The sequence below is a fragment of the Paenibacillus sp. CF095 genome, from assembly GCF_900101225.1.
Lineage (GTDB): Bacteria > Bacillota > Bacilli > Paenibacillales > Paenibacillaceae > Paenibacillus.
The window spans coordinates 2009923-2034957 of sequence record NZ_FMZN01000001.1 but is presented as its reverse complement, the minus strand read 5'-3'; the positions used below and the strand labels follow the sequence as shown (position 1 = coordinate 2034957).

Annotated in this window: 22 protein-coding genes; 20 read left to right on the top strand and 2 right to left on the bottom strand. The window is 43.4% G+C overall.

Going from position 1 to position 25035, the window contains the following annotated elements:
• Nucleotides 1-258: 258 nt before the first annotated feature.
• The 3 genes from BLS69_RS08825 to BLS69_RS08815 all read left to right on the top strand — a co-directional run bounded on the left by BLS69_RS08825 (nt 259) and on the right by BLS69_RS08815 (nt 3750).
• Entirely contained in the window at nt 259-1113 is an 855-nt protein-coding gene (locus tag BLS69_RS08825; RefSeq protein ID WP_091034906.1) for an ABC transporter permease, read from the top strand.
• A gap of 27 nt (nt 1114-1140) precedes the next feature.
• The gene (locus tag BLS69_RS08820; RefSeq protein WP_091030502.1) at nt 1141-2070 is read left to right on the top strand and encodes a carbohydrate ABC transporter permease; all 930 of its coding nucleotides are present in this window, start codon (nt 1141-1143) and stop codon (nt 2068-2070) included.
• Nucleotides 2071-2142: 72 nt separating this feature from the next.
• The gene (locus BLS69_RS08815) at nt 2143-3750 is read left to right on the top strand and encodes an ABC transporter substrate-binding protein (protein WP_371129066.1); all 1608 of its coding nucleotides are present in this window, start codon (nt 2143-2145) and stop codon (nt 3748-3750) included.
• Between the two features lie 223 nt (nt 3751-3973).
• On the opposite strand, the gene BLS69_RS08810 is transcribed toward BLS69_RS08815, so the two are convergent.
• Nucleotides 3974-5116: a family 8 glycosyl hydrolase gene (locus BLS69_RS08810; RefSeq protein WP_091030497.1), complete on the bottom strand. Its 1143-nt coding sequence runs from the start codon at nt 5114-5116 to the stop codon at nt 3974-3976.
• Between the two features lie 290 nt (nt 5117-5406).
• Here BLS69_RS08810 and BLS69_RS08805 point away from each other — a divergent pair, with 290 nt between their 5' ends.
• The 13 genes from BLS69_RS08805 to BLS69_RS08745 all read left to right on the top strand — a co-directional run bounded on the left by BLS69_RS08805 (nt 5407) and on the right by BLS69_RS08745 (nt 19973).
• Nucleotides 5407-6690: an SGNH/GDSL hydrolase family protein gene (locus tag BLS69_RS08805; RefSeq protein WP_091030494.1), complete on the top strand. Its 1284-nt coding sequence runs from the start codon at nt 5407-5409 to the stop codon at nt 6688-6690.
• A 41-nt stretch (nt 6691-6731) separates the two neighbouring features.
• On the top strand, nt 6732-7505 hold the full coding sequence (locus tag BLS69_RS08800; RefSeq protein WP_091030491.1) for an alpha/beta hydrolase: 774 nt from the start codon (nt 6732-6734) through the stop codon (nt 7503-7505).
• Nucleotides 7506-7576: 71 nt separating this feature from the next.
• Entirely contained in the window at nt 7577-8212 is a 636-nt protein-coding gene (locus BLS69_RS08795; RefSeq protein ID WP_091030490.1) for a glycoside hydrolase family 11 protein, read from the top strand.
• 133 nt (nt 8213-8345) lie between these two features.
• Nucleotides 8346-9185, top strand: a complete 840-nt coding sequence (locus tag BLS69_RS08790; protein ID WP_091030487.1) for a formylglycine-generating enzyme family protein — start codon at nt 8346-8348, stop codon at nt 9183-9185.
• A 306-nt stretch (nt 9186-9491) separates the two neighbouring features.
• A complete protein-coding gene (locus BLS69_RS08785) occupies nt 9492-10607 on the top strand; it encodes a response regulator transcription factor (protein ID WP_091030486.1) in 1116 nt (371 codons plus the stop codon).
• Nucleotides 10608-10611: 4 nt separating this feature from the next.
• On the top strand, nt 10612-12393 hold the full coding sequence (locus BLS69_RS08780) for a sensor histidine kinase (RefSeq protein WP_091030483.1): 1782 nt from the start codon (nt 10612-10614) through the stop codon (nt 12391-12393).
• A 13-nt stretch (nt 12394-12406) separates the two neighbouring features.
• Nucleotides 12407-13948 (top strand): response regulator, encoded by a 1542-nt coding sequence (locus tag BLS69_RS08775; RefSeq protein WP_091030481.1) that lies wholly within the window; start codon nt 12407-12409, stop codon nt 13946-13948.
• 139 nt (nt 13949-14087) lie between these two features.
• Nucleotides 14088-15743, top strand: a complete 1656-nt coding sequence (locus BLS69_RS08770) for a type 2 periplasmic-binding domain-containing protein (protein ID WP_091030480.1) — start codon at nt 14088-14090, stop codon at nt 15741-15743.
• A 112-nt stretch (nt 15744-15855) separates the two neighbouring features.
• Entirely contained in the window at nt 15856-16821 is a 966-nt protein-coding gene (locus BLS69_RS08765) for an ABC transporter permease (RefSeq protein ID WP_091030477.1), read from the top strand.
• A 12-nt stretch (nt 16822-16833) separates the two neighbouring features.
• Nucleotides 16834-17736: a carbohydrate ABC transporter permease gene (locus tag BLS69_RS08760; protein WP_017688457.1), complete on the top strand. Its 903-nt coding sequence runs from the start codon at nt 16834-16836 to the stop codon at nt 17734-17736.
• Between the two features lie 282 nt (nt 17737-18018).
• Entirely contained in the window at nt 18019-18393 is a 375-nt protein-coding gene (locus tag BLS69_RS08755; protein WP_091030475.1) for a response regulator transcription factor, read from the top strand.
• On the top strand, nt 18383-19018 hold the full coding sequence (locus BLS69_RS08750) for a chemotaxis protein CheC (RefSeq protein WP_074095083.1): 636 nt from the start codon (nt 18383-18385) through the stop codon (nt 19016-19018). The genes BLS69_RS08755 and BLS69_RS08750 overlap by 11 nt, the downstream gene beginning before the upstream one ends.
• Complete coding sequence (locus BLS69_RS08745) at nt 19011-19973, top strand: sensor domain-containing diguanylate cyclase (RefSeq protein ID WP_091030473.1); 963 nt, start codon at nt 19011-19013, stop codon at nt 19971-19973. The genes BLS69_RS08750 and BLS69_RS08745 overlap by 8 nt, the downstream gene beginning before the upstream one ends.
• Nucleotides 19974-20419: 446 nt before the next feature.
• On the opposite strand, the gene BLS69_RS08735 is transcribed toward BLS69_RS08745, so the two are convergent.
• Complete coding sequence (locus BLS69_RS08735) at nt 20420-20764, bottom strand: winged helix-turn-helix transcriptional regulator (protein WP_074095086.1); 345 nt, start codon at nt 20762-20764, stop codon at nt 20420-20422.
• Between the two features lie 265 nt (nt 20765-21029).
• Between BLS69_RS08735 and BLS69_RS08730 the strand changes: the two genes are divergently transcribed.
• The 4 genes from BLS69_RS08730 (at nt 21030) to BLS69_RS08715 (ending at nt 24916) form a co-directional block, all read left to right on the top strand.
• Entirely contained in the window at nt 21030-22133 is a 1104-nt protein-coding gene (locus BLS69_RS08730) for a Gfo/Idh/MocA family protein (protein ID WP_091030467.1), read from the top strand.
• A gap of 115 nt (nt 22134-22248) precedes the next feature.
• Nucleotides 22249-23595 carry an NtaA/DmoA family FMN-dependent monooxygenase gene (locus BLS69_RS08725; RefSeq protein ID WP_091030465.1) on the top strand — a complete coding sequence of 449 codons (1347 nt, stop codon included), beginning with the start codon at nt 22249-22251 and terminating at the stop codon, nt 23593-23595.
• 14 nt (nt 23596-23609) lie between these two features.
• Nucleotides 23610-24350, top strand: coding sequence for an oxygen-insensitive NADPH nitroreductase (nfsA, locus tag BLS69_RS08720; RefSeq protein WP_091030463.1), 741 nt, complete (start codon nt 23610-23612; stop codon nt 24348-24350).
• Nucleotides 24351-24490: 140 nt separating this feature from the next.
• The gene (locus BLS69_RS08715; RefSeq protein WP_091030461.1) at nt 24491-24916 is read left to right on the top strand and encodes a MarR family winged helix-turn-helix transcriptional regulator; all 426 of its coding nucleotides are present in this window, start codon (nt 24491-24493) and stop codon (nt 24914-24916) included.
• Nucleotides 24917-25035: the final 119 nt, after the last annotated feature.

The window sequence follows — 25035 nt, the reverse complement described above, 5'->3', positions numbered from 1 at the left end:
GAACTATATTCGCCTTTTGTACTTTCTCAGCGTAACTGTACCTTTACGCATCCCCAGCGCAATCTTATGATTACTCAAAAAGTAAGCGCTACCAAGTCAAGTTGCAGTTCAGCACGATTTGGAGCCAAGAATGGGGGGATGATTCTGAGAACCACAATGACCAGTGAATCAAAGTCCGTGGAGAAACCAAGTAAACCGTTTGCCTTGAAGCAAGCATTATCCAGAAGCTGGAGGCGACATTGGCAGCTGTATCTGCTGATCCTGCCACCGATTGCTTACTTTATTATTTTCAAGTATGTACCCATGGTGAATGCGGTCCTGGCATTTAAAGATTACAACGTCATCAAGGGGATCTGGGGCAGTCCGTGGGCCGGAACCAAGTATTTCGAATTACTTTTTCAGAATCCGGCGTTTGTCATGCTGATCAAGAACACGCTCTACATTTCGTTTTACAGCCTGATCGTTGGTTTCCCGATTCCTATATTACTGGCGCTGGCGCTGAACGAAATCAAAAACATACGATTCAAAAAAACAGTACAAATGGTGACGTATGCTCCATATTTCATCTCTACGGTTGTTATGGTCTCCATCATTATGCTCTTTCTGTCTCCTAGGCTGGGTATTGTCAACACGATTGCCGGTGCCCTTGGGTTCGAAGCGGTGAATTTTCTCGGTGAGCCCGGACTGTTTAGATCCATCTACGTATTCTCCGATGTATGGCAGGGGATGGGGTACTCCGCTGTGATATACCTGGCTGCTCTGGCAGGTGTTGATCCCTCCCTATATGAAGCGGCCAAAGTGGACGGAGCCAACCGTATACAGAAAATCATTAATGTTGATCTGCCTGGACTACTTCCGGCAGCCGTCATCATTCTGATCTTGAGTGTAGGGAATATCATGGCTGTTGGGTTCGAAAAAATATATTTGCTGCAAAATCCGCTCAACCTGTCTGCTTCGGAGATCATCTCCACGTATGTCTATAAAATAGGATTGCTGAATGCCAATTACAGCTTCGCTACTGCGGTTGGCCTGTTCAACTCGGTGATTAACCTGATTCTGCTATTAATCGTAAACGCGGTCGCCAAGCGACTGTCCAATACAAGCTTATGGTAACGGGAGCGAAAGGAGGAGAACCAACCCATGCCTAACACACAGACAAATGCAGGTCGTTCGCGGATCAAGAGCAGCAGTACAATTCGTGAATCATGGGGAGACCGCGTATTTATAACAGTTGTTTATTTCATGTTGACAGTGGTGCTCATTGCCGTGCTGTATCCCTTGATCTATATTGTGAGTTCTTCGCTTAGCAGCCCTGCTGCCGTCTCCTCGGGAAAAGTCTGGTTGTGGCCCATTGACCTGACGTTTGACGGTTACAAGTCTGTATTGCGGAATGATCAAGTCCTTACCGGTTATGCCAATTCCCTTTTCTATACAGCCTGCGGCACCTTCATCAGCGTGGCACTGACCATTATGATTGCTTATCCATTATCCAAAAAAACGTTTGTTGGTCGCAGCTCGTTAATGATGTTTATTACCTTCACCATGTTGTTCTCGGGAGGTTTGATCCCTACCTATCTAGTGGTGAAAACCATGGGACTGATTGATACCCGCTGGGCGTTGCTGATTCCCAATGCCGTCTGGGTATGGCAAGTCATCATTGCCCGTACCTTTTTTCAGAATTCGATACCGGAAGAATTGTCCGAAGCAGCAGACATCGATGGCTGCAGTGACATCCGGTTTATCTTCAGTATTATCCTGCCACTCGCCAAACCGATTATCGCCGTGTTGTCACTTATGTACGCTGTCGGTCAGTGGAATGCATACTTTGATGCCCTCATCTACCTGAAATCACAGTCGCTCTATCCGCTACAGCTGATATTGCGCAGTATTCTTATTCTGAACAGCAGTACGGGGAACATGGATGCATCGGAAATGATCAAACAGCAGCAGATGGCTGAACTCATGAAGTACTCGTTAATTGTGATGGCCAGCTTGCCGGTGCTAATCATCTATCCTTTTGTTCAACGGTATTTTGTGCAAGGCATGTTGATTGGCTCAGTTAAAGGATAAGTTCATTTTTTCTATCTATTCATGAGGGAGAGGATTGTATTGAAAAAAGCGGGATTCATCATTCTTACCTTTATGCTGTTTACCTCGTTGGTACTTGCCGGATGTTCAAGTTCTGATAAGGGGAACGGGGAAGGCAGCGACCCGTCAGGCAAGACAGCCATTAATGTGTTTGCTCACCAGGGTTCGGATACCAACCTGTCCACTAACAAATTCACGAAGAAAATGGAAGAGAAGTTTGATATTCAGTTCAACTGGACTACTGTTCCATTCGACGGTGCAGCGGAGAAAAGACAGATTTCACTGGCTTCCGGTGATTATCCGGACTTGTATCTGCTCATCCCTTGGGTAGATCGATTCTCCCAGACAGACTTGTTGAAGTTTGGTCAGCAGGGGGTTATTTTGCCGCTGAATGATCTGATTGAGGAGCATGCTCCTAATATTAAAAAAGTGCTTGAAAGCAATGACTATTATCGGGCCATGAACACTGCTCCCGACGGAAATATCTATGGTTTGACGGGTCTAAATGAATGTTTTCACTGTTCATACCCGAACAAGATGTGGGTCAACACCAAATGGATGGAACAACTGGGCCTGACCGAACCCACGACGACAGAAGAATTTAAGGAAATGCTTCGGGCATTTAAAACGAAAGACCCGAACGGGAACGGCAAAGCCGACGAAGTACCGCTAAGCGGTTCGACTGAAAATTTCGGTGTGCACATTATTCCGTACTTGATGAACGGTTTTATCTATGACGACGATCGGAATTATCTGATTGTCAATCAGGGGAAAGTGGAGACGGTAGTGAACAAACCGGAGTGGAAAGAAGGACTTGCCTATATTAAATCCCTGTACGATGAAGGGTTGATTGATCCAGGGGCTTTTACCCAAAATGTCGGGGCCTTCAAAAAAATTGGCGATAACGCCGACGCACAGCTTCTGGGTGCCGGGGCAGCCATGCATCCATCGTTATTCGTAACGACTGCCGAAGGTTCACCTTACGGGAATGATTACAATCCCATCCCTCCATTGAAGGGACCCAATGCTGCTTATGCTACGTACAACTATCCGATTGATCCCGGAGCGTCCTTTGTACTGACAAACAAAGCCAGTGAGGAAACGCAGATCGCGGCCATAAAGCTGCTGGATTATTTCTATACCCAAGAAGGGACCATGGCATCATATCTGGGAGAAGAGGGCGTAAGCTGGCGCAAACCACAAGAAGGAGAAGTGGCGCTCAATGATCAGATTGAGCCGTTATATAAAGCCATTCCGCTTCCTTCTGGAGAAGAACCTCGTAATGACAGTTGGGCTGCATTAAGTCAGTACAATCATCACCGTGCATATCGGGACGCCGAAGTACAGGGGACAGACATCTATGCCAATGATGGTTATGAGCGACGGCTCTATGAGGCGACATTGTTAATGGAGGGCAAGGAACCGAAAGAGGTTTTCCCTCATTGGGCATTGTGGGTAGATCCGTCCCTTGCTGATGAAGCCAGCATGATGCAGACCAATCTCAAGGATTACATCGATCAGAACGCCCTGCAATTTATTACAGGCGCCAAAAATCTGGATAAGGATTGGGATGAATATGTGAAAGGGCTGGAGGGACTGAACATTAATCGATATCTGGAGATTATGCAGTCTTCCTATGATACTTCTTCTGTTTCCAAATAATTAAAGTATCTGAATCATACAGAGCGGGAAAAGTTAATGTCTGTATTTGCACACCCAAACGTTCCCGGTTCGCAATCAATATATGCGAGCCGGGAACGTTTTTTATTGATATAGATTAAATCGTAAATTTCAATGCATCCTTCTTAAAATTCTATGATTGAACCTGTCCTGCAAGCCAAATATTCACAGCACAGATTCAACGGTTCGCGCACATTCCCTTGGTTTAGTACATGCGATATCTTCCGCTTAGAGCCAGCATGCTGAAAAAATACAAGCAATTGTCGTAATAACGTCGCTCTCCCTGACGCAGAGGGTTGTTCCAGAACTTGCGAACGAATGTGTCAGCATGTGGACCGTGCGCAGCCAGTGAAGCCATGGCATTGGTAGCCAGCAAACCTACAGGATGCAGTGAAGGTTCGTCGAAAGGTTCACCTTCTATTGTATAACGACGATAATCGGACATTTCAATATCACTGAAGAAGGACTGAATCCGATTGGATTGTTCGATCTGCCAGTGATCCTTGCGGAACCATTCCCAGTCCAGCGCTACATTTGCAGCAACACGGTAGGCATCACTGTAAAAATGTCTGAAATCACCATGCGGCTGTATAGGAGCCGGAGAGCCGTCATAGTTCGCATATTCAGGTGATAGTCCGGTTACGGGATGGCAGGCTGTATGAAGGTAAGCACGACTAGCGGCCGCCGCTTCTTTCCAGAAGCTCTGATCTTCTTCATCCGCATATTTCGCGAATAGTTCATAAAAATGAGGCAGATGGTAGGAGGGGTCGCTAAACGGTGTTTCTGGTATGAATTTGATCAGTTTTGTTTCCGGGTCCCACATGGGATCGCCTTCGCCGTCTTCGCCCTGATGTATACATGCACGAAGGATCTTGCGGGCTTGTGCCTTGTAATCATAAGGTTCAGCGCCATCGCCCCAGCGGTTGGAGGCAAAAAAAAGCGCCATGGCAAAAAACTCCTCACCATCAGGAGTAGGACCTTGCGAGAGTCGGGTTCCGTCAGGCTTGCAATGCCAGGCAAAATAATCTTTATAACGTCCCGCTTTATGTTGCATAAACGTGTGTGAGAAATTCCAGAGTCGATCAAATTCTTCCTTTCTGTCCATCTGAACAGCCATCATCATGCCATAAGACATACCTTCAGAGCGAACATCGAGATTACCGGTATCCAGCAAATATCCTTTGTCCTCACCCATGGGGTAATATATTCGAGTATTTTCATCGCCATAAAACAGCTCGTTCCATGTTTCTTCCAATCTGTTCGTGATCTCATTCTCATCGTAACCTAGCTTCAAAAACAGATTTGTATATGTACCCGTATCCCACGCGCCTTGACCCGTGATATTCATGAGTATCCTCCTTCATCAATGCGGTTTTTCAAAATTATAACATGGAAATAGTATACAAATTAAAGCGTTTACATGAAAAATTATAGGTGTTCTGATCTGCATGTCATTGTACTCAACTTAAAATGATATATTGGTTAAAATCCTATACTTTGTCAGGTTGTTGTAAAATTATGTAAGGGATACACTTTGGGAGAAGGATCACATCTGATCTAATAATAATACAAGCTGTGATCCTTTAAATGTTGTTTGAGGATGGTCAGAATCTAACCGGAAGGATGTGATGGTGATTTATGCTCCCGGATTCAGGAGATGCAGGTGAAAACACGGAATTCACTGCACCGCGCGATCCAGTTGGAGTGAAAGCGTCGGCAGTCAAGCCCGCAATTGATTTTGAGTCACATAGATATCGCGACATGATTGGCCGATCTCTTCTGAACAAAGGAAATAATGTCAGATTAAAACGAGCCATTGAGAAGGCAAAAAACGGCGAACCTGTCGTTATCGCTTATATTGGAGGCTCCATTACCCATGGTGCTGGTGCAGTACCTATTCATCTCCAAAGTTACGCTTATCGGTCGTATGAGTCGTTCAAATTTATGTTTGCGCTTTCAAAGGATAGTCCGATTCATCTGATTAAAGCAGGTGTGGGTGGAACTCCATCAGAACTGGGGATTGTACGTTATGATCGTGATGTGCTGAGGGGAGGTGCCGTTCAGCCGGATATTGTCATAATCGAATTCGCAGTCAATGACGCAGATGATGAAACCCAAGGTAAATGTTACGAGAGTCTGGTACTCAAAGCACTTACTGCCGATAACAAGCCAGCGGTCATCTTGTTATTCAGTGTATTCGAAAATGACTGGAATCTACAGGATCGTCTCGCTCCGGTAGGCTGGCATTATGATCTGCCAATGGTAAGTGTGAAAGATGCTGTCGTAGATCAGTTCAACAAGACAAAAGGTGAAGGCAACGTTATTTCCAAAAACCAATTTTTCCATGATATATATCATCCAACTAACATAGGGCATCGAATTATGGCCGATTGTTTGGAATATTTGTTCGACGTGACGAATCGTTCTGAGTGGGATGAGAAAGATCATGATATTGAAAAAGCTCCGCTAATTGGAAATGAATTTGTTAATGTGAAGCTGTTGGATCGGAAAAACGGCAATCACATTGCCCGAATCGATGCAGGCTCTTTTTGTAAAACAGACACGGATTTGCAGATGGCTGAGATGGATGCTCATGACTATGGTACACCTCAGTTCCCCAATAACTGGATGCGTACAGGAGAGGAAAAAGAGGATCAGAGCAGCTTTCGGATAAGTTTGCAGTGCAAAAGCCTCATTCTGATCTTCAAGGATTCTGGTAACGACGAATTCGGAACTGCACATATCAAGGTAGATGGGGTATTCGTCCAAAAAGTCGATCCGCGTCAAGTGAACTGGACCCATTGCCATGCCATACTTCTGCTTAACGAAGAGCATGTGGGGGAGCACTCCATCGAGATCGAAATGGCGGAAGGTCATGAACATAAATGCTTCACCATTCTGGGTTTTGGCTATGTGGATTAACTGAAGACTGATAGTCACTCATATGTTCGGAGGAAAAGAGAATGGAATTGATCTCACCAGCAGTAACGGGATATGACCAGTATCGGGAGAATATACCACGTGGAGTCATGGAGACGGTAGAGTATCCTTCCACCACGGTTGGCACTTCCCGTAAAGCGATGGTGTACACCCCACCAGAATTTTCTTCGACAACGATGTATCCTGTACTTTTTCTTTTGCATGGTATTGGTGGAGACGAAACCGAATGGCATACTCATGGTTCTCCCCAAATTATTCTCGATAATCTGTACAACGATAACTTGCTTGAGCCAATGGTTATTGTTTTCCCCAACGGTCGTGCAATGTCGAATGACCGAGCTGAAGGAGACCTGTTTGAACCTGAGAAAATCAAAGCATTTAAACGGTTTGAATCCGATCTGCTCAACGATTTGATACCTTACATGGAGTCGAACTACCCTTTGCATAAAAGCCGGGATAAAAGGGCGATTGCTGGTTTATCCATGGGTGGAGGTCAATCCTTAAATATCGGATTAAGTAATCTAGACCATTTTGCATGGATCGGTGCTTTCTCCGCAGCCCCAAACACCAGAAGTCCGGAGCTACTTGTCCCTGATCTTTCGAAAGCGCCTTCATTACTCTCGCTGTTATGGATCTCTTGCGGTGAACAGGACAATCTTATAGAGATTAGTCTTGGGGTTCACCAATATTTGGCGCAACACGGAGTCCCTCACATTTGGCATGAGGAAAGTGGAGGACATGATTGGCCCGTATGGAAGAACGATCTGTATCTGTTTTCGCAACGTCTTTTCAAGTGAATTTGCTGAAGAACATTCATATCGGATTGTAGCATCAACCTAATCTATTAAAATATCAGGAGGTATTATCTATGTTCAAATTTAGCAAAAAATTGTTAACCGTTGTTCTTGCAGCTTCCATGAGTTTTGGTGTCTTCGCAGCAACATCGAGCGCAGCAACAGATTATTGGCAAAATTGGACAGATGGCGGAGGAACGGTCAACGCCGTGAATGGATCGGGCGGGAATTACAGCGTGAATTGGCAAAATACCGGGAACTTTGTTGTCGGGAAAGGGTGGACATACGGTACACCTAATCGAGTAGTCAATTACAATGCTGGTGTATTTTCTCCATCAGGTAACGGATATCTGACCTTCTATGGTTGGACAAGAGGCGCACTCATTGAATACTACGTGGTGGATAGCTGGGGAACATATCGTCCGACTGGCACGTACAAGGGCTCAATGACTAGTGATGGTGGCACATACGACATTTATACAACGATGAGATATAATGCACCTTCCATTGATGGTACGCAGACTTTCCCTCAATATTGGAGTGTAAGACAGTCCAAGAGACCGATCGGAGTCAATTCTACCATCACGTTCAGTAATCATGTGAATGCATGGGCGAGCAAAGGGATGTACTTAGGCAACAGCTGGTCCTATCAGGTGATGGCAACAGAAGGTTATCAAAGCAGCGGAAGCGCAAACGTGACGGTTTGGTAAAAATGATGTGATGCAGTTCAACGTCTGCACCTGCATTTGAATTCAATTTTCCGGTAGCGTTGAGTAACGTTATTCTCTAGACTAACCGACCTCGACGTTGCCGGATTTAAGCTTAGTAAAGGAGAATAATTGAATGAGGAAGCTGGTATGGTTAATTTTAATCGCTATAGTTGTTAGTCTAAGTGCTTGTTCAGCAAGTAATACCAAATTAAACGATGACTTGGTATTTGTCGAAGGGGGAGCCTTCAAGAGTAGTAAGCCGAGTCAGATTGATAAAAATGAAACGCTGGATTCCTTCTATATTGGCAAATACGAAGTAACTCAAAAAGAATGGATGGAGGTTATGGGGGAAAACCCTTCTGGCTTCAAGGGAGATGACCTGCCTGTTGAAATGGTCAGCTGGTATGACGCAGTGGAATACTGTAATCAAAAAAGTATAAAAGAAAACCTGAAACCTTATTACAATATAGACAAAGACAATCAGGACACGAATAACCACAACGAAAACGACAATATAAAATGGACTGTAACGATCAACGAGGACGCCAACGGTTACCGTTTACCCACAGAGGCGGAATGGGAATACGCTGCAAGCGGGGGTCAAAAGAGCTTAAATTACACATACAGCGGAAGTAATAATCCTGATGAAGTTGCTTGGTACTGGGTAAATGCCGGCGAGAAGATTCTGACGGGTGACTGGAGCTGGCCCGCTATTGAGAGCAACCGTAATCAAACCAAAAAAGTCGGAACTCAGAAGGCAAATGAGTTAGGAATCTATGATATGTCTGGGAATGTGAGAGAATGGTGCTGGGACTGGTACAGTGATTCGGAAAGTCCCAATCAATCCTGGCGAGTTGTAAAAGGCGGAGGCTGGATTGGCGGTGTCAATAACAATGAAATATCATTTCGAGGCAAATTTGATGCAAATGGTTTTGGTCCCGATCAAGGATTCCGTATTGTACGTGGAGAATGAAAAGTCTTTTTCCTGACAATAGATTACTTCTGAGCTAAACCTATACTTTGTCGGGTGAAAACCTATAGTTCAACAGGTTGTTGTGCCAAAATGTAAGCGTTACACTTGAATTGTTATCCCGACGCTTCGCTACAATCAGAGCGTTCTTATAGTACGGTCTGGTGGAAATTTTGTACTCCAAGTTGTGCGAGCAGACAACAATCCTGCTGTTGTTCTGCTGTTTAGCGTTTCTAGAACAACTGGAATCTACCTTAAGATATAGATAAAATACATGCAACTGATCAAGGATAAAAGAGAGGTGAGCTAATGTACAAGGTCATTGTCGCGGATGATGAACCGTTTATGCTAGAAGGATGGAGAACGATGATTGACTGGCGAGCTTGCGGATATGAACTATGCGGAACGGCAACGGATGGGGAGGAAGCACTTGCTTTATTCAACTCGGTTGAACCGGATCTTGTCGTCACTGATATTCAAATGCCTGTTATGGATGGTCTTGGTTTGATTCACACCTTGCGAGAAGATCTCGCCTATACCTCTAAAATTGTTATCGTTACAGGATACTCGGATTTTAATTATGCGAAGCAAGCCATACGGTATCAGGTCGATCAGTATGTGCTTAAACCTCTTGTTCCCGAGGAAATTCACCAAATCCTTATGGAAATGATTGAACCTCTGGACAAACGCAGAAATGAGCAAAAACAGCAAAATGGAGTCATGGTTACAGATGAAACCGATGAGAATCATCTTAATGAATATCGGATAAGCGAAGAATATGATTTAGAGCAAATGATGAACATCTCCAAAGAGATCTTGGCGTTGATTGAATCAGAAAATACGTATTCTATCGATATTGCAGTGAGTGCACTGTTAGAGAAGAGTGAGAAAGCAGAGGTTTCGTTGGAATGGATACATCATGTCATTCGATATATCCATGGGGAGTTGCTACGTAAATATGGAAAAAGAGAGGGTTGCAGAGAAATACTCTGTGAAAAAGAATGGCATGAGGCTGCGAGTTGGTCTTCCGGCACATTGCAAGACCTGTGTTTTCGACTGTCCAAGCAACTTTCACAGTCTGAATTGAAGCAAAAGACGGGTACGGGAGGGCTGGTTGCAGAAGCAGTGAATGAATTGAAGCAACACTATCGAAGTAAAATTAAATTACAAGATGTAGCTAATCGTATTCACGTGAATTCTGCCTATCTGGGTCAACAGTTCAAGCGGGAGATGGGGGTCAGTTTCAGTGACTATGTACACCAGCTTCGTGTTGAGGAGGCCCGTAAACTCCTGCGACGAACCAATATGAAGATCACTGACATTGCATTCAGGCTAGGATATCATGATGCTGAATATTTCACCCAAAAGTTCAGAGCGCATACAGGGGAGCTTCCGTCAGTCTATAAAAACAAAAACCAAGGGTGATCATATGCGTCATAAATTCTGGATGTTCAGTAAGGTTAATGATATTCCTCTCCGATCCAAATTTCTGCTTATTTATGTACTTAGTATTCTCCTTCCTGTAATAACGATTAATATCTTCTTTTATCAACGCACCTCTGCGGATATCAAGATTAGAGAACAGGAAAATCTGCGTAAATCCATCGACAGGGCTGCGGGGGAACTGCTTGGCATGATTGATGAGAGCGTTGCCCTGAGTCGAATTATTGCAGCAGACGATTCGCTCTATGAGGCACTGGATCGGACCTATCACTCCCCCGTTGATTATTACAACGTCTACCATGCATTCCTGCGTGACAAATTAACACGGTATATGTCAGCGAATATTCTGGAGGTGCGTATTTATACGGACAACGATACCATTCAGACGGGCAGTCATTATATTGTAATGAAAGACAAGAATGTACTCCCTGGATTGAAACAGCTGAAATCCACCAGTGGAGGCATTCTTGTCGTTGATTATATTGAGCCATCCGGATTTAACGCGGGAAGAAGAATCAGTGTGATTGGCAAAATGGACACCTATACTTCCTATGCCAATTACAACAAGTATTCCAAGATTGATCTGGAACTTAGCCGGGTGTATAGCATTTTAAATCGTGAATCAGACAGTCTTCAGCTGCGTCTGGTGGACAGCAACAATCGAACTGTCGTTTCAAGTGGAGAGTTCAGCGAAACCGACTTATCCCCCCCTGATAATGAATCAATGCTCAAGGAATCTGGGGATTCTGCTTACACGCTCGAAAAATCGTTGGGGAATCTAGCCTACCTAAAGGGTTGGAAATTGATTGGAGTTGCTGATACGCGTCACCTTGACCACCTGCTGCAAGAAGCCTTTAAATCAATTTTGGGGTTACTCGCATTAAGTATCGTGGTCCCCTCTGTATTGATCTATATTATTTTGCGTTCCTACCACTATCGGATTCGCAAGCTATCCAGACATATGGAGAAGGTTCGTAACGAACGATTCGATCTGATTGAAATTCACGAAGGCCGCGACGAAATTGGCGGGCTTATTCGTACATTTAACATCATGATTGGTAAAATTCATACGCTGATTAATGACGTATATAAACTGGAAATCCGTCAAAAAGATCTGGAGCTGGATCAAGTGAGGACTGAATTGTCCATGCTCCAGAGTCAGATGAATCCCCATTTTTTATTTAACACATTAAATGCCTTGCTGGTCGTTAGTACGAAGAATGGATATACAGAAGTAATTGAGATTATTAAAAGTCTGTCCAAACTGATGAGACAATTGCTCAGTCATTCTGACAATCTGATTCCTTTGCAAGAAGAGCTGCAATTTACGAATCTTTATCTCCAGATTGAGAAGTTTCGCTTTGGAGAGCTGTTTGATTACACCTTCGAGGTTGATCCTGATGCAGCTTCGTTGCTTATTCCACGAATGAGTATTCAACCGCTCGTCGAAAATGCCTGCAAACACGGCTTGCAGGCGCGGAAAAATGGAAGGGAGATCAAGATAACGGCGAGACGAAACACGTCTGAACTGGTTATTCAAGTGATCGATAATGGAATCGGTATGGATGCAGGGAGACTAACCGAGCTCCTGCGAGATATCCGTTCTGAAAGACCCAGGAACGGCGAGCATGTAGGACTCCGCAATGTCTACCGCAGGTTGGAACTCTTTTATGAAGGAAATGCGATATTTGATCTAAGCAGTGTACCTGGAAAGGAAACTATTGCAGGGTACCGGATACCGATCTCCAAGCTGGAACAGAGGAAATAGGAGGTAAACTCTCATGTATAAAGTACTGTTAGTCGATGATGAACCTTATGCCATTGAAGGGTTACAGCTTCTGATCAATTGGGAAAAGTATGGTTTTGAAATCAGAGGCGTGTGCGCCAACGGTGAGGAAGCCATTCGGATGATGGAACAAGATCAACCTGATCTCGTGGTGACAGACATTCGTATGCCTGTGATGAATGGGCTGGAACTTGTCGAAGAAGCAAGGCGATTGGAACATGAGTCTGTGCTGTTTGTCATCACGAGTGGATACAGTGACTTTAATTATGCCAGACAAGCTATTCGATTAGGTGTCTCCAACTATCTAACCAAACCGGTTGACAGTACAGAAGCAGAGGATATGTTGGTCCGTCTGCGTATGCAATTACAGGAGCGTGAAAACCAGGAGCGTATTCGGGAACAGGCAAACGAGCAAAGGATCAAAGCGTTTTTGTCTGCATTGATTAAGGATAAGCAAAATATATCGGAGCAAGAGATGTCAGAGATCCTTCCTCGTTTAAACAAGTCCCATTGGGCATACCTGCGGATAGCCTTTCAGGGAGATATTCAGGAAGTCTGTTTAGTAGCCGAACAAACGGCTGAAGAAACAACTTGCTGTTATGTGATAGACAGAACAAGAGACTCATTGGGACTTGTATGGGGGGAGGAAACGAATGATAGGAATGAGACATTTGAAGCAGTTAAAGCTTTTACCCAGCGTTTGATGAACAACATGCAACATAACGGCTGCGAAGATATTCATATCGCGGTTGGATTAACGGTCAACAAACTGGAGCATTTATCTGAATCCTTCCGCTCCGCTCAGGAAGTTGGGCGTTATTTGTTTTTTAATCAAGAGCGTCTTTTGTTTGCCGAAGATATTCAGCTGGAGAATTGGCAGTTTGATCCGGAAACACTATCAGAAGTGGACCACATTTGCGATTTGCTTGAAAACGGTTCTGTAGAGGAACTCTCGTCTGCGATTCGGAGTGCTTTTGAACTGTTTATACAGATGAAGGCTGCGCCAGAGATTGTACATATTTTCTCTACCCATATTATATTCCGCGGATTGTCCCTGTGTAGAGAATTAGGAGGAGAACCTAATGCTCTAATGAACGAATTGGCGAGTGGAATTCTGGAGAAGGGCCATCGAAATATAGAAGAGGTTGCTAACAATCTGGAACATTTCTGTTTGCAATGCAAGTCAGAACTCGCTATTTTCCGGGAGAGGCAAATGGGCGGCATCCAGGCAACGGTTGCTGAATATGTGCAGATGCATTATAGGGAGACATTTACGATCCAGGAGCTCGCAGAACGATTCTACGTGAATCCTGTCCATTTAGGGCAATCCTTTTTGCGAAAGTATGGTAAGGGTGTAATCGAGGTAGTACATGATCTAAGAATGGAAGAAGCGAAGCGTCTGCTCCAGCAGACGAATCAAACATCCAGTGCGATTGCAGAGCAGGTAGGGTACCGCAGTTACCAGCATTTTCTTAGACACTTCGAAAGACGAACAGCCATGAAACCTGTAGAATACAGGCAAAAGTATGCGAATTGATCCATGAAAAAGAAGAACCCCTCCTGAATAAGACCTACAATTACAGGGGGGTAGACCTTAAATGTATATATTTTGTAACCGCATACATTTCTTCATACTAAAAACAGTAAGACATACCACTTCCAAGGAGGGCAAGTACATGGGGGGACTTAAGAAAAAGAAGCTTTGGGGTTCCGTATCACTCGTTCTGGCTTTGAGTTTGGCACTTGCAGGATGCAGCGGTGACAATGAGAAAACGACTACAAAGGATGGGAAAGAGGTACTGAACATCACGGCCTTTATCGGAACGCCAAATCAGGCGCCAGCTAAAGATAACCGAATCTACAAGAAGATCCAGGATGAACTCGGCGTCAATCTTGAGATGGAGTTTCTTGTGGGTGATCTTCAACAGAAGCTCGGCGTTATGATTGCCGGTGGCGATTTCCCTGACTTGATCACAGCAGATACCAAATTGGTATCAGCCGGTGCGGTTATTCCGCTCGAAGATCTCATTGAAGAGCATGCACCTAATCTGAAGAAACATTTCGGTAAAGACTGGAACCGGATGAAAGACTCCAGTGATGGACATATTTACTGGTTGCCTAACTATGGTGTGTATACAGGGGAGTTCATTAGTAACTATTATTCTGGTCCTGCATTCTGGATTCAAAAGTCCATACTGAAGGATGCCGGGTACCCGACTCCTAAAACGTTGGATGATTTCACAAAGTTGATCCGTGATTATGCAGCCAAGAATCCGACTATTGATGGTCAACCGACGATTGGTTTCACTACATTGGCTTCAGACTGGCGGACGTTCCCTTTGCTTAACCCACCTGAACATCTTACGGGTCACCCCAATGACGGGGGCGTAGTCGTAGATGATAGTGGAGTCGCAACCGTTTTTGCCGACAAAGATATCTCCAAACGGTATTATAAAGAACTAAACAATCTGTATAACGAGGGATTGCTGGATAAAGAAGCCTTTGTTCAGAACTATGATCAATATTTGGCTAAAATTTCTTCGGGACGTGTGCTTAGTATGTTCGACCAGCACTGGAATTTCCAAGCCGGCGAAGACCCACTCGTAGCACAGGGGAAAATTGGCCAGACATACGTAGGCTTCCCGCTTGTCTATGATACAAGTATCACAGATCATTATCTGGATCGTCCGGTCATTAACTTGAACAATGGTTTTGGTATCAGTAAAGATGCCGAAGACCCAGTCGCACTCATCAAATTCCTCGATAAGCTTATGGACGAGAAGTACCAGAAGCTCTTGTCATGGGGTGAAGAGGGTGTAGACTATCAAGTGAATGAAGAGGGAAGATTCTATCGTACACCAGAGCAACGGACAGAGCAGGATGATCCGGCATGGAGATTGGTTAACAAAGCTGAAGGTTTCTACGCTGCTGCACCAAAGCTCGAAGGAACATTTGAAGATGGCAATGCAATTGGAGCGATCAACCAACCTGAGGAATTCTATGACAACCTCAAACCGGAAGATAAAGAACTTCTGGATGCATATGGCTTCAAAACGTGGAGCGACTTCTTCTCTCCTGCACCAGAAAATCCAGTGTACTATCCAGCATGGCAGGTCGATCTGAAAGAAGGCTCTGATGCTGCGGTAGCGAACAAACAAATGACAGACACTTCGTTGAAATTCTTGCCTAAGGCGATCATGTCAAAACCGGATGAGTTCGATAACATTTGGACTGAATATGTAGACGCTTACAAGAAAATTGATGTCAAATCCTATGAAGACCGGATTAATGAACAACTGAAATGGAGAATCGAGAACTGGTCTGTTAAATAAAAAAATGCGGCAATGATTCTCTCGGAAGGTATCAACCAAAGGATTACTCAGGTGAGTGCCTTCCGAGGACATCATGCATAAAGTCGCTGCAAGCCAATAGGAGGAGTGAAAGATGGCGAACACGCCTGGAGCCATACCAGAGCAAACCACCCGTACAGTCGTTACCAAAGCACCACTGTTAAAACGATTGCGCGGACAAAGACAACTCATGTTCATGTCATTGCCCATCGTTGCGTACATTCTCGTATTCTCGTATTATCCCATTTGGGGCTGGGTTATGGCCTTTCAGAATTACAGTCCTGCGAAGAGTTTCGCCCAGCAGGAATGGGTCGGGCTCAAACACTTTAAGTTTTTGCTAACAGACGATGCATTTCTTAACGTGCTTCGTAATACCATTGCGATGAGCGTAATCAATATGGTACTCGGATTTGCGACAGCAATTATATTTGCCATTTTACTTAATGAGATCAAACATAAGTTATATAAACGAACCATTCAAACAATATCGTATTTACCTCACTTTCTCTCATGGATTATTGTGACAGGTATCGTAGCAAGTTCACTATCTGTAGATGGTGGGATTGTGAATGTGGTACTCATGAAGCTGAATATCATTCAAGAACCTATCATGTGGCTTAGCGTTCCGGAATACTTCTGGGGCATTGTAGGCGCATCCCATGTATGGAAAGAAGTTGGCTGGAATGCCATTATTTATTTGGCGGCCATCACGTCTATCGATCCTTCCCTCTATGAAGCGGCAGAGATTGATGGTGCGAACCGATATAAGAAAATGCTGTATGTGACCTTACCCGGAATCAAATCCATTGTTATCATTTTGCTGATCATGAATATGGGCTGGATTTTGGAAGCTGGATTCGAGGTTCAGTATCTGTTAGGTAATGGTGTGGTTGTCGACTGGTCACAGACGATAGATATATTTGTCCTGAAATATGGACTACAGATCGGGAATTATTCTTTGGCTACTGCGGCAGGTATCTTCAAAACAGTAGTTAGTATCACGCTGATCTTTGCGGCGAATTCAATTTCCAAACGGCTCGGGGAAGACCGATTAATATAAGGGGGACTAGAGATGGGAATCAATAAATCTCGGCTTGAACCGATTGTCTTCCATACGTTAAATGGTATACTGATGATCGCAATCGCGATTGTTACCCTGTATCCGTTTGTGAATACACTCGCCGTATCTTTCAATGCCGGTAATGACACCATTCGGGGTGGGATTTATCTGTGGCCTCGGGTATGGACAGATCAGAACTACAGAGCAGTATTTGCAGGAGGGACCATCTTCAGCGCCTTTGGTATATCTGTGGCGAGAACGGTTTTGGGGACAGTGTTAAGTCTATTCTTAACCTCCATGCTGGCTTACACACTAAGCCGAAAAGATTATATATTACGAAAGCCCATTACCATTACAGTTGTTCTTACGATGTATTTTAGTGCAGGTCTTATTCCAACTTACTTCCTAATGAAAGATTTGCATTTGTTAAACAACTTCCTGGTGTACATTATTCCTGGGCTGATCAGTGCCTTTAATATGATTGTTATTCGAACCTATATCCAGACACTACCCGAGGGATTGATCGAATCCGCCAAAATTGATGGTGCTGGAGATTTCAGAACATTCATTTCCATTATTCTACCGCTGTGCCAACCGGTTCTGGCTACTGTTGCACTGTTCATTGCAGTGGGTCAATGGAATTCTTGGTTTGATACGTTTCTGTATGCATCTTCCAAACAAAACCTAAGCACGCTGCAATATGAGTTGATGAAACTATTATCATCTTCTATGAATTCCAACAGCAGTGCAGCCGTCGCCAATGGAGCAGATCTTGGCGCTGCGCGCAACATGGTCACACCTGTATCTATTCGGGCAGCGATTACGATTGTTGCCGCATTACCCATCTTAGTCGTATATCCATTTTTGCAGAAGTATTTCGTTCATGGCTTGCAGCTTGGAGGGGTAAAAGAGTAAACTTAATGCAGTTCCAGATAACCGATCAAAAACGGTCACTAGGTGACCGTTTTTTCATGTTTTTTAAACGGCGGACCGTAGTATGTCAATTGTACACGAATCTAACTTATTCAATAATGTTGTTGACAATTAAATTAAAGTTACTATAATTTATATTTACTTGATTCACCAGTCAGTCTCTTTTCAGGGTGCCACTGCGCGCGAAAGCCCTATATCAAGAACTGTCCACAGCGCCTGACCATCCCGAGCTCTTACCATTTTATCAAGGAGACTGAAGAGAAAATGAAAGTATTAATTGTGGAAGACTCCATTTTCGTACAGAAATTACTTACAAAGCTGATTGTTGATCATATTCCAGAATGCGAGATTCAGATTGCTAACAATGGAGAGCAAGGATACAACCTATTCAAGGAATTTCAACCTGATTTTATAACCACCGACCTGCTAATGCCTGGTTTGAACGGACAAGAAATGCTGCGAACGATTCGAGAAACGGATAGCAATGTCAAAATTATTATCTTATCTGCAGATATTCAGAAGACAACTAGGGATGAAGTTGAAATGTTAGGCATTTCTGGTTTTTTGAATAAACCTTTAACCGCCGAGAAGGCAACTACCATGATTCAACTGATTCAGGCGGCCTATCATGCTGAATGATTTACAGAAGGATTTGCTAACTGAACTAGTGAACGTTTACGTGGGACAAGCGGCTAACATGTTGTCAGAGATTGTAGACAAGCGTATCGTTTTGAATATTCCAGAAGTGGAACTAATCTCTATATCCGATGTTGATCCTGGAGATCGAAGATACAACATTTTCTTTAGTGAAGGTCACCTGTTTAGGTCATCCTTACAGTTTGGATATGAATTTCAGGGAAAAGCATTTCTGATGTTTCCTGTTGAGCAGGCTAAAGTATTGGCAAACATCTGTCTTGGAGAACTGGGTGAGAGCGTTATACCGAACGATCCGAACCTGATGGACACGGACTTGGACGTTTTGAAGGAAGTTAGCAATGTCCTGCTTAACGCCATTATTGGAGAATTCGGTAATTTCCTGGAGATGAAACTGGAATACGTCCTGCCTGATATTGAACTGATCTATGTCACCAATTCCGATCAACAAATATTGCTTCAAAATGAAGTTTATGTCCTGGTTTTACATACCTCGTTTTTACTTGCCGATACGGATGTGACAGGTATCATTGTCATAGCATTAAGTATGAACTCCATATCGAGCCTGCTGGCCAAAATGGACGCTTTGTTGGAGGCGGACAATGGATAATCTTATTTCACAAGCTTTGAACAAAGCCCATATGGGAATAATGATCGTGGACAGGCATTTGAAAGTTGTTGTGTGGAATGCCTGGTTGGAGCGCTTTACTGGCAAGAATGTAGAAGAGGTAATAGGCTTGAATCTGCTTGAGGTCTGCCCGCGGTTTAAGTCGAACATGTATCTAAATATTTTGCAAAATGCGCTGTATCATGGACAGAGCAGATTTTGCTCAAGCGCTTTACATAAGGCATTCATTCTTCCTAATGACGGAGAGGATGGGCAACTATACAGACAAAATATGCATGTTGAACCACTCTATCATGAAGATCGCAGTTATGCCCTTATTCAGATTACTGACATGACAAACACAAACACCCGGGTATATAAACTTAAAAATCTGATTAAAGAACTGGAGACGGAGTACGCCAAAATCAAAATCTCCGAGAAAATCAGCAAACATTTGTCTTTGCATGATCCACTTACAGGTCTGCCTAATCGTCTTGCTTATAATGACCGTCTTGCCTGGGCTATCAGTCATGCTCAAAGAAACCATAATAAACTTGCCATTATGTTTGTGGATGCTGATGGGTTTAAACAAGTGAATGATACATATGGACACCATGTTGGCGATCAAGTGTTGCTGGAGATGGCAAAGCGATTAAGCGAAACGATTCCAAGTACGGACACAGTAGCACGGCTTGGCGGGGACGAATTCATCATTTTAAGCCACCTGAAAGATGATCACGATGCTGAAATTATCGCTAAAAGATTGGAAGCTGCATTCAGTACCCATTTCAAAATTGCCGGAAACTATATCAACCTTTCGATGAGTATTGGTATCAGCCTATTTCCCAAACATGGACAGGAGCCTTCCGAACTTCTGAGACATGCGGATGGAGCCATGTACAAGATTAAAAAGAATGGCAAGAATGGTTACGGAATTTATGAACCTGAAAATGTTTAAGAAATCTAAAAATGCCTTTTAATAAAGTTGCTACAATAGCAACTTTATTTGTCTATACGATTAACATAAGAAAAAATACGTTTTTTCCTCTATTACTGTACGGGATGTCGATTATCTTAATCATAGTGGGGTATTTTATATTCGATTGAGAGCCGCTATATTAGCGGCTTTTTTTGGATTTTATTAAATAAGTAGAAGTCTGAAAGAGGCGATAGTCAGAACAGTGCCAAAAGCAAGGAGAAAAATACCTCTAAACTTGATGCCAATCCTATCGTATTCATGGAGTTCATCCTTCGTACGATTAAAAGGCCATGAATTCGGTCGTCTCAGTGCTCTAACCCCAAAGGAAAAACCAACCATCCCAAGCAACAGAAAGAAAAAGAAGAAAAACATATTATCCCTCCTTTAAACAAAGATAAGTAATATGGAAGCCTAGTTTAAGTTGCTTAGCCGTATTCTTTGCCAAAGTCCTCCATCTTTTCAAGGATCGGTAGTAACTTCATTCCCTTGTCTGTTAACGAATACTCAACTCGCGGAGGAACTTCCGGATATACATCGCGTTGAATAACACCATCATTCTCTAACTCTTTAAGCTGCTTTGTAAGGGAGCCTTGAGACAGATCTCCAAGGAATTTTTTGATATCCGTATATCGCCGTGTTTCGTCTTTTAGGTACCATAAGATAAAATATTTCCAACGCCCAGAAAGGACATTCTGAGTAAAAGCTATGGCGTACATGTCACTTTTCCCATCTATAAACTCTTGTTCAAATCCTTCATTGCAAACTCTCATTCATATCACTCCTGATCCAAAGGTACAAAAAGATGTACTATGTTCATTTAAATTGCCCTCTTTGCTAACAAAACAAATACACCTATGATGGTGTCAACACCAAAACAATTTTAGTTTACCTAAAATGTGAAAGAATAAGAATGTTATCTCGATTAAATAGTTAGCAAGCTAAATAAATATATCATAGAAATGAGTGACTGATAAGGGTTGGAGACAAACCGATATTCGATCATACTGTAAATTTTAACAAGGGAGATGTTTAACAATGAATAAAAAAATTCGTACAGGTATCATAGGTGCTTCAATTAATAACGGATGGGCGAGTGGCACACATATTCCAGCTATTGAGCACCTGGATGAGTTCGAGCTTACAGCGGTTGGGACAAGTAATATGGTGAGTGCAAAGAAAAGCGCAGAAGCTTTCTATGCAGATCACGGCTTTGATAATATGGAGGAGTTGGCTCAGCATCCTGATGTGGATATGGTCGTTGTCAGTATTAACGTCAAGGAACATTATAATGCCGTTAAAATCATCGTACCTGCTGGCAAACCAATCTATTGTGAATGGCCACTGGGGTCGAATACAGAGGAAGCGCTTGAAATGCAGGAATGGGTATCCTCTGCCCAATTGCCAAATGCGATTGGATTACAGGCAAGACAAGCCCCAGCTGTTCAATATGTAAAAGATTTATTGGCAGAAGGTTATGTGGGTAAAGTGTTATCTGCCAACCTGAAGATCTCCATTGATGGCATGGGTGGCGTTGGTGACAAGTCGAGTGCGTACTTGTATGACCGGAAAGTTGGAGGGAACTTGCTGACCATTGTAGGGGGCCATAATCTGGATGCATTTACCTACATGCTTGGGGACTTTACAGAATTGTCTGCCACCACAGCTCAACAGTTTCCAGAAGTAGAATTGGTAGATATTCAGAAAGTCATCAAGAAAACAACGGATGATCAGATCATGATTACAGGAAAATTGACTAATGGGGCAGCAGCCAGTGTTCATATTCAAGGTGGAGTCAAACATCAGACAGGACTCACACTTGAAATTTTCGGAGACAACGGCACGATTGTGCTGAGCGCCCCTGCATCCATTCAATTCGGATCACATCAATTACGCGGTGCAGGATCTACGGACAACGAGCTTCGTGAACTAACCATTCCCGATGCCTATTACTCGGCTCCACATTCTCTATATAACGACTCCGGATTTGTTCTGAACATGGCGCAGGCTTATCGTAAGTTTGCCAAAGATATTCAAGAAGGCACTACCTTAGCACCTACTTTCGCGGATGCGGTGAAACTTCATCAGTTACTGGATGCCGTCGAGAAATCAGCTCAGACAGGTGAACGTCAATATCTATAACCCTCACTAAACGGAACAAATTGATCCATAAATATATTTAGCAAGCTAAATTTTTTTCACACTATAGAAAGGTCACACATATCTGTGCCTGTCCAGAACGAAGGAGAAAATCGTTATGAAAAAAAGAAGTGAAATGCAACTGGCTTTACAGATGGTTTCGGGTTATGGAGCCGAATTTAGCGCATGGAGAATGCCTGGCACGGATCCTGCAGCTTACACCAATATGGATAGTTATGTAGAACGGGCTAAATTAGCTGAACAAGGAAAATTTCAAATGATTTTCATCGCTGACACTCCAGGATTATCCAACAATTTAGGCCCACAGACGCCTATGTCCCCTATGGACCCCATGTTGGCACTGATGGCAGTAGCAAGAGAGACACAACACATCGGGCTTGTTGCTACCCTCTCTACAACATTTAATTATCCCTACAACATTGCACGTCAGTTCAAAGCACTGGATGTTATCAGTCATGGACGTGTGGGATGGAATGCAGTTACCACATCCGACCCCCTAGCGGCGGCTAATTTCGGTGCCCGGGTTGAAAATCGCCAAGAACGCTATGACAAGGCACATGAAAGCATACAAATTGTTCAGGCCTTGTGGGGGAGTTGGGAACAAGACGCTTGGACGTTAAATGTAGAAGGAGGGGAATTTGCGGATATGGACAAAATCCAGCCTATAAACCTTCAGGGTCATTATTATGCATCTCGTGGTCCTTTGCCCATTCCGCCCTCTGAGCAAGGGCAGCCAGTGATTTTCCAGGCAGGGGGAGGAGGTGAAGGATTAGAATTAGCTGGGAAATATGCTTCGGGAGTGTACGCTAATCCTTATGATATTACGTCTGCCCGTGAACACAGACAAGCCATAAGGAAAAGTGCTGCACGTTTCGGTCGAAACCCCGATGATATCAAAATGTTTGCAGGTTTTATGTTTTCTCTGGCTTCAACGGAGGAAGAAGCTCTGGATCGTCGGAAACAGCTTATGAGCTTCAATCCTCAGGAAATCCCCAGCAGGGTAAGTTACCTCGGATCCATGGTTGGTTTACCCTTATCGGTAAACTCCGTAGATATAGATCAACCTTTAGCGGGAGATTTGTTGAAAAATGCATATGCCAATCCCATGGACCCACGTTCTCCGAGAGCCTTAAAGTTATTAAAAGAAGGACTCTCTGTAAGGGATGTTCTCGCTCACGGGGTCATCAATTATCATCCGGTCGTTGCAGGCACCCCGACACAGGTTGCTGACTTCTTGGAAGAATGGTTTTTGGCTGAAGCATGTGACGGATTCTCAGTCGTGCCCGATGTATCTTTTGATGGCGTTGCAGATTTTGTGAATCAGGTAGTACCTATCTTGCAGGAACGCGGTTTGTTTCATAAGGAATATGAAGGAAAAACACTACGCGAGAATATGGGCGTTCCTTACGAATACGGATTGCAGGCAAATGGAATCAACGAATAAAGGAGAGGTTTTTAATGAATAACACACTCGAATTGCTTCATAACCATACATCGTTTCGTTCTTACACATCTCAACCCCTAACTGAGGAACAAATAGATGCAATATTTCAGGCAGCGAATCAAACTTCATCGTTCAGTCTTCTTCAGGCGGTATCTATTATTCGCATCACAGATCCAGTACTTCGAAAAAAACTCAGACATCTCTGTGTCGATCAACCCTATATTGAAGAAGCGGCAGAATTCTGGGTCTTCTGTGCTGATTTCAACCGAAATCATGAAATCGCTCCGAATGTGGATATTGAATATATTGAATTTCTGTTGATTGGTTCATTCGATGCCGGCCTGATGGCACAAAATGCGTTAACTGCGGCTGAATCGATGGGACTTGGCGGAGTGTTCATTGGTGGGGTCAGAGCCAATATAAGCGAACTATCTGACGTATTGAATTTACCTAAATATGTTATCCCTCTGGTGGGATTATGTATCGGGAATCCAGCTGGAGATAAGCCGGAACTGAAACCTCGGCTCCCTCAATCCATGGTATTGCTTGATAATCAATACCAACCAATGGATCAAGAGAAATTAGCAATCTATGATGAGACCATGCTGAAGTATTATGAGAATCGTCCGACGAGAGCTCCTTTCACCGTAAAAAAAGTAAAAGGATGGAGTGACCATATCCAGGATCACCTCGAGAGAAGTATTCAACCGCAAATGATGGCCTATTTGAACAAGCAAGGTTTTGCCAAAAAATAAGGACTAAACCAATCTTTTGGGTGAAACTTGGATAGGAAAAGCCCCTTTTAAAGACGAAACTAAGATGAATTGACACCTATATATCTCCATGATACATTTAGTCTGCTAAATATAATTCGGATGTTAGGGAGGGATCGTTCATGACAGATACAGTAGATTGTGAAATTCGACAGTCTTTAGACCGAATTTCCTCCCAAATGCGACGAAATTATAGTGAATCTCTTCGGGAACTTAATCTCTATGTAGGACAAGATAATTTGTTGTATCGGCTGTGGTTGGGTGATGGGGTAACACAGATGCAACTAAGTGAACATATGAAATGTGAACCACCAACGGTTACAAACATGGTCAAATCACTGGAACAGAACGGATTTATATATCGCAAACGTGATGTACAGGATGCAAGGATCATGCGTATCTTTCTAACCGATAAGGGCAAAGAATTAGAAAAACCGGTTGAGTATAAATGGAAAGAGCAGCAAGAGAAACTCCTTCAATCCATTTCTTCGGAAGATCGGCTGATATTGAGGCAATTCATGCAACAAATGGAGCGAAATATCTTATAACTTATGCCAAGCTTCACGTAAACTAAATGAAATGAACGAAGCAGAGCCGCTATTATAGCGGCTTTTTTTATTGCCAATAGCTATACTTCGTTGCCCAGTACAAGAATTTGTACTGTCAG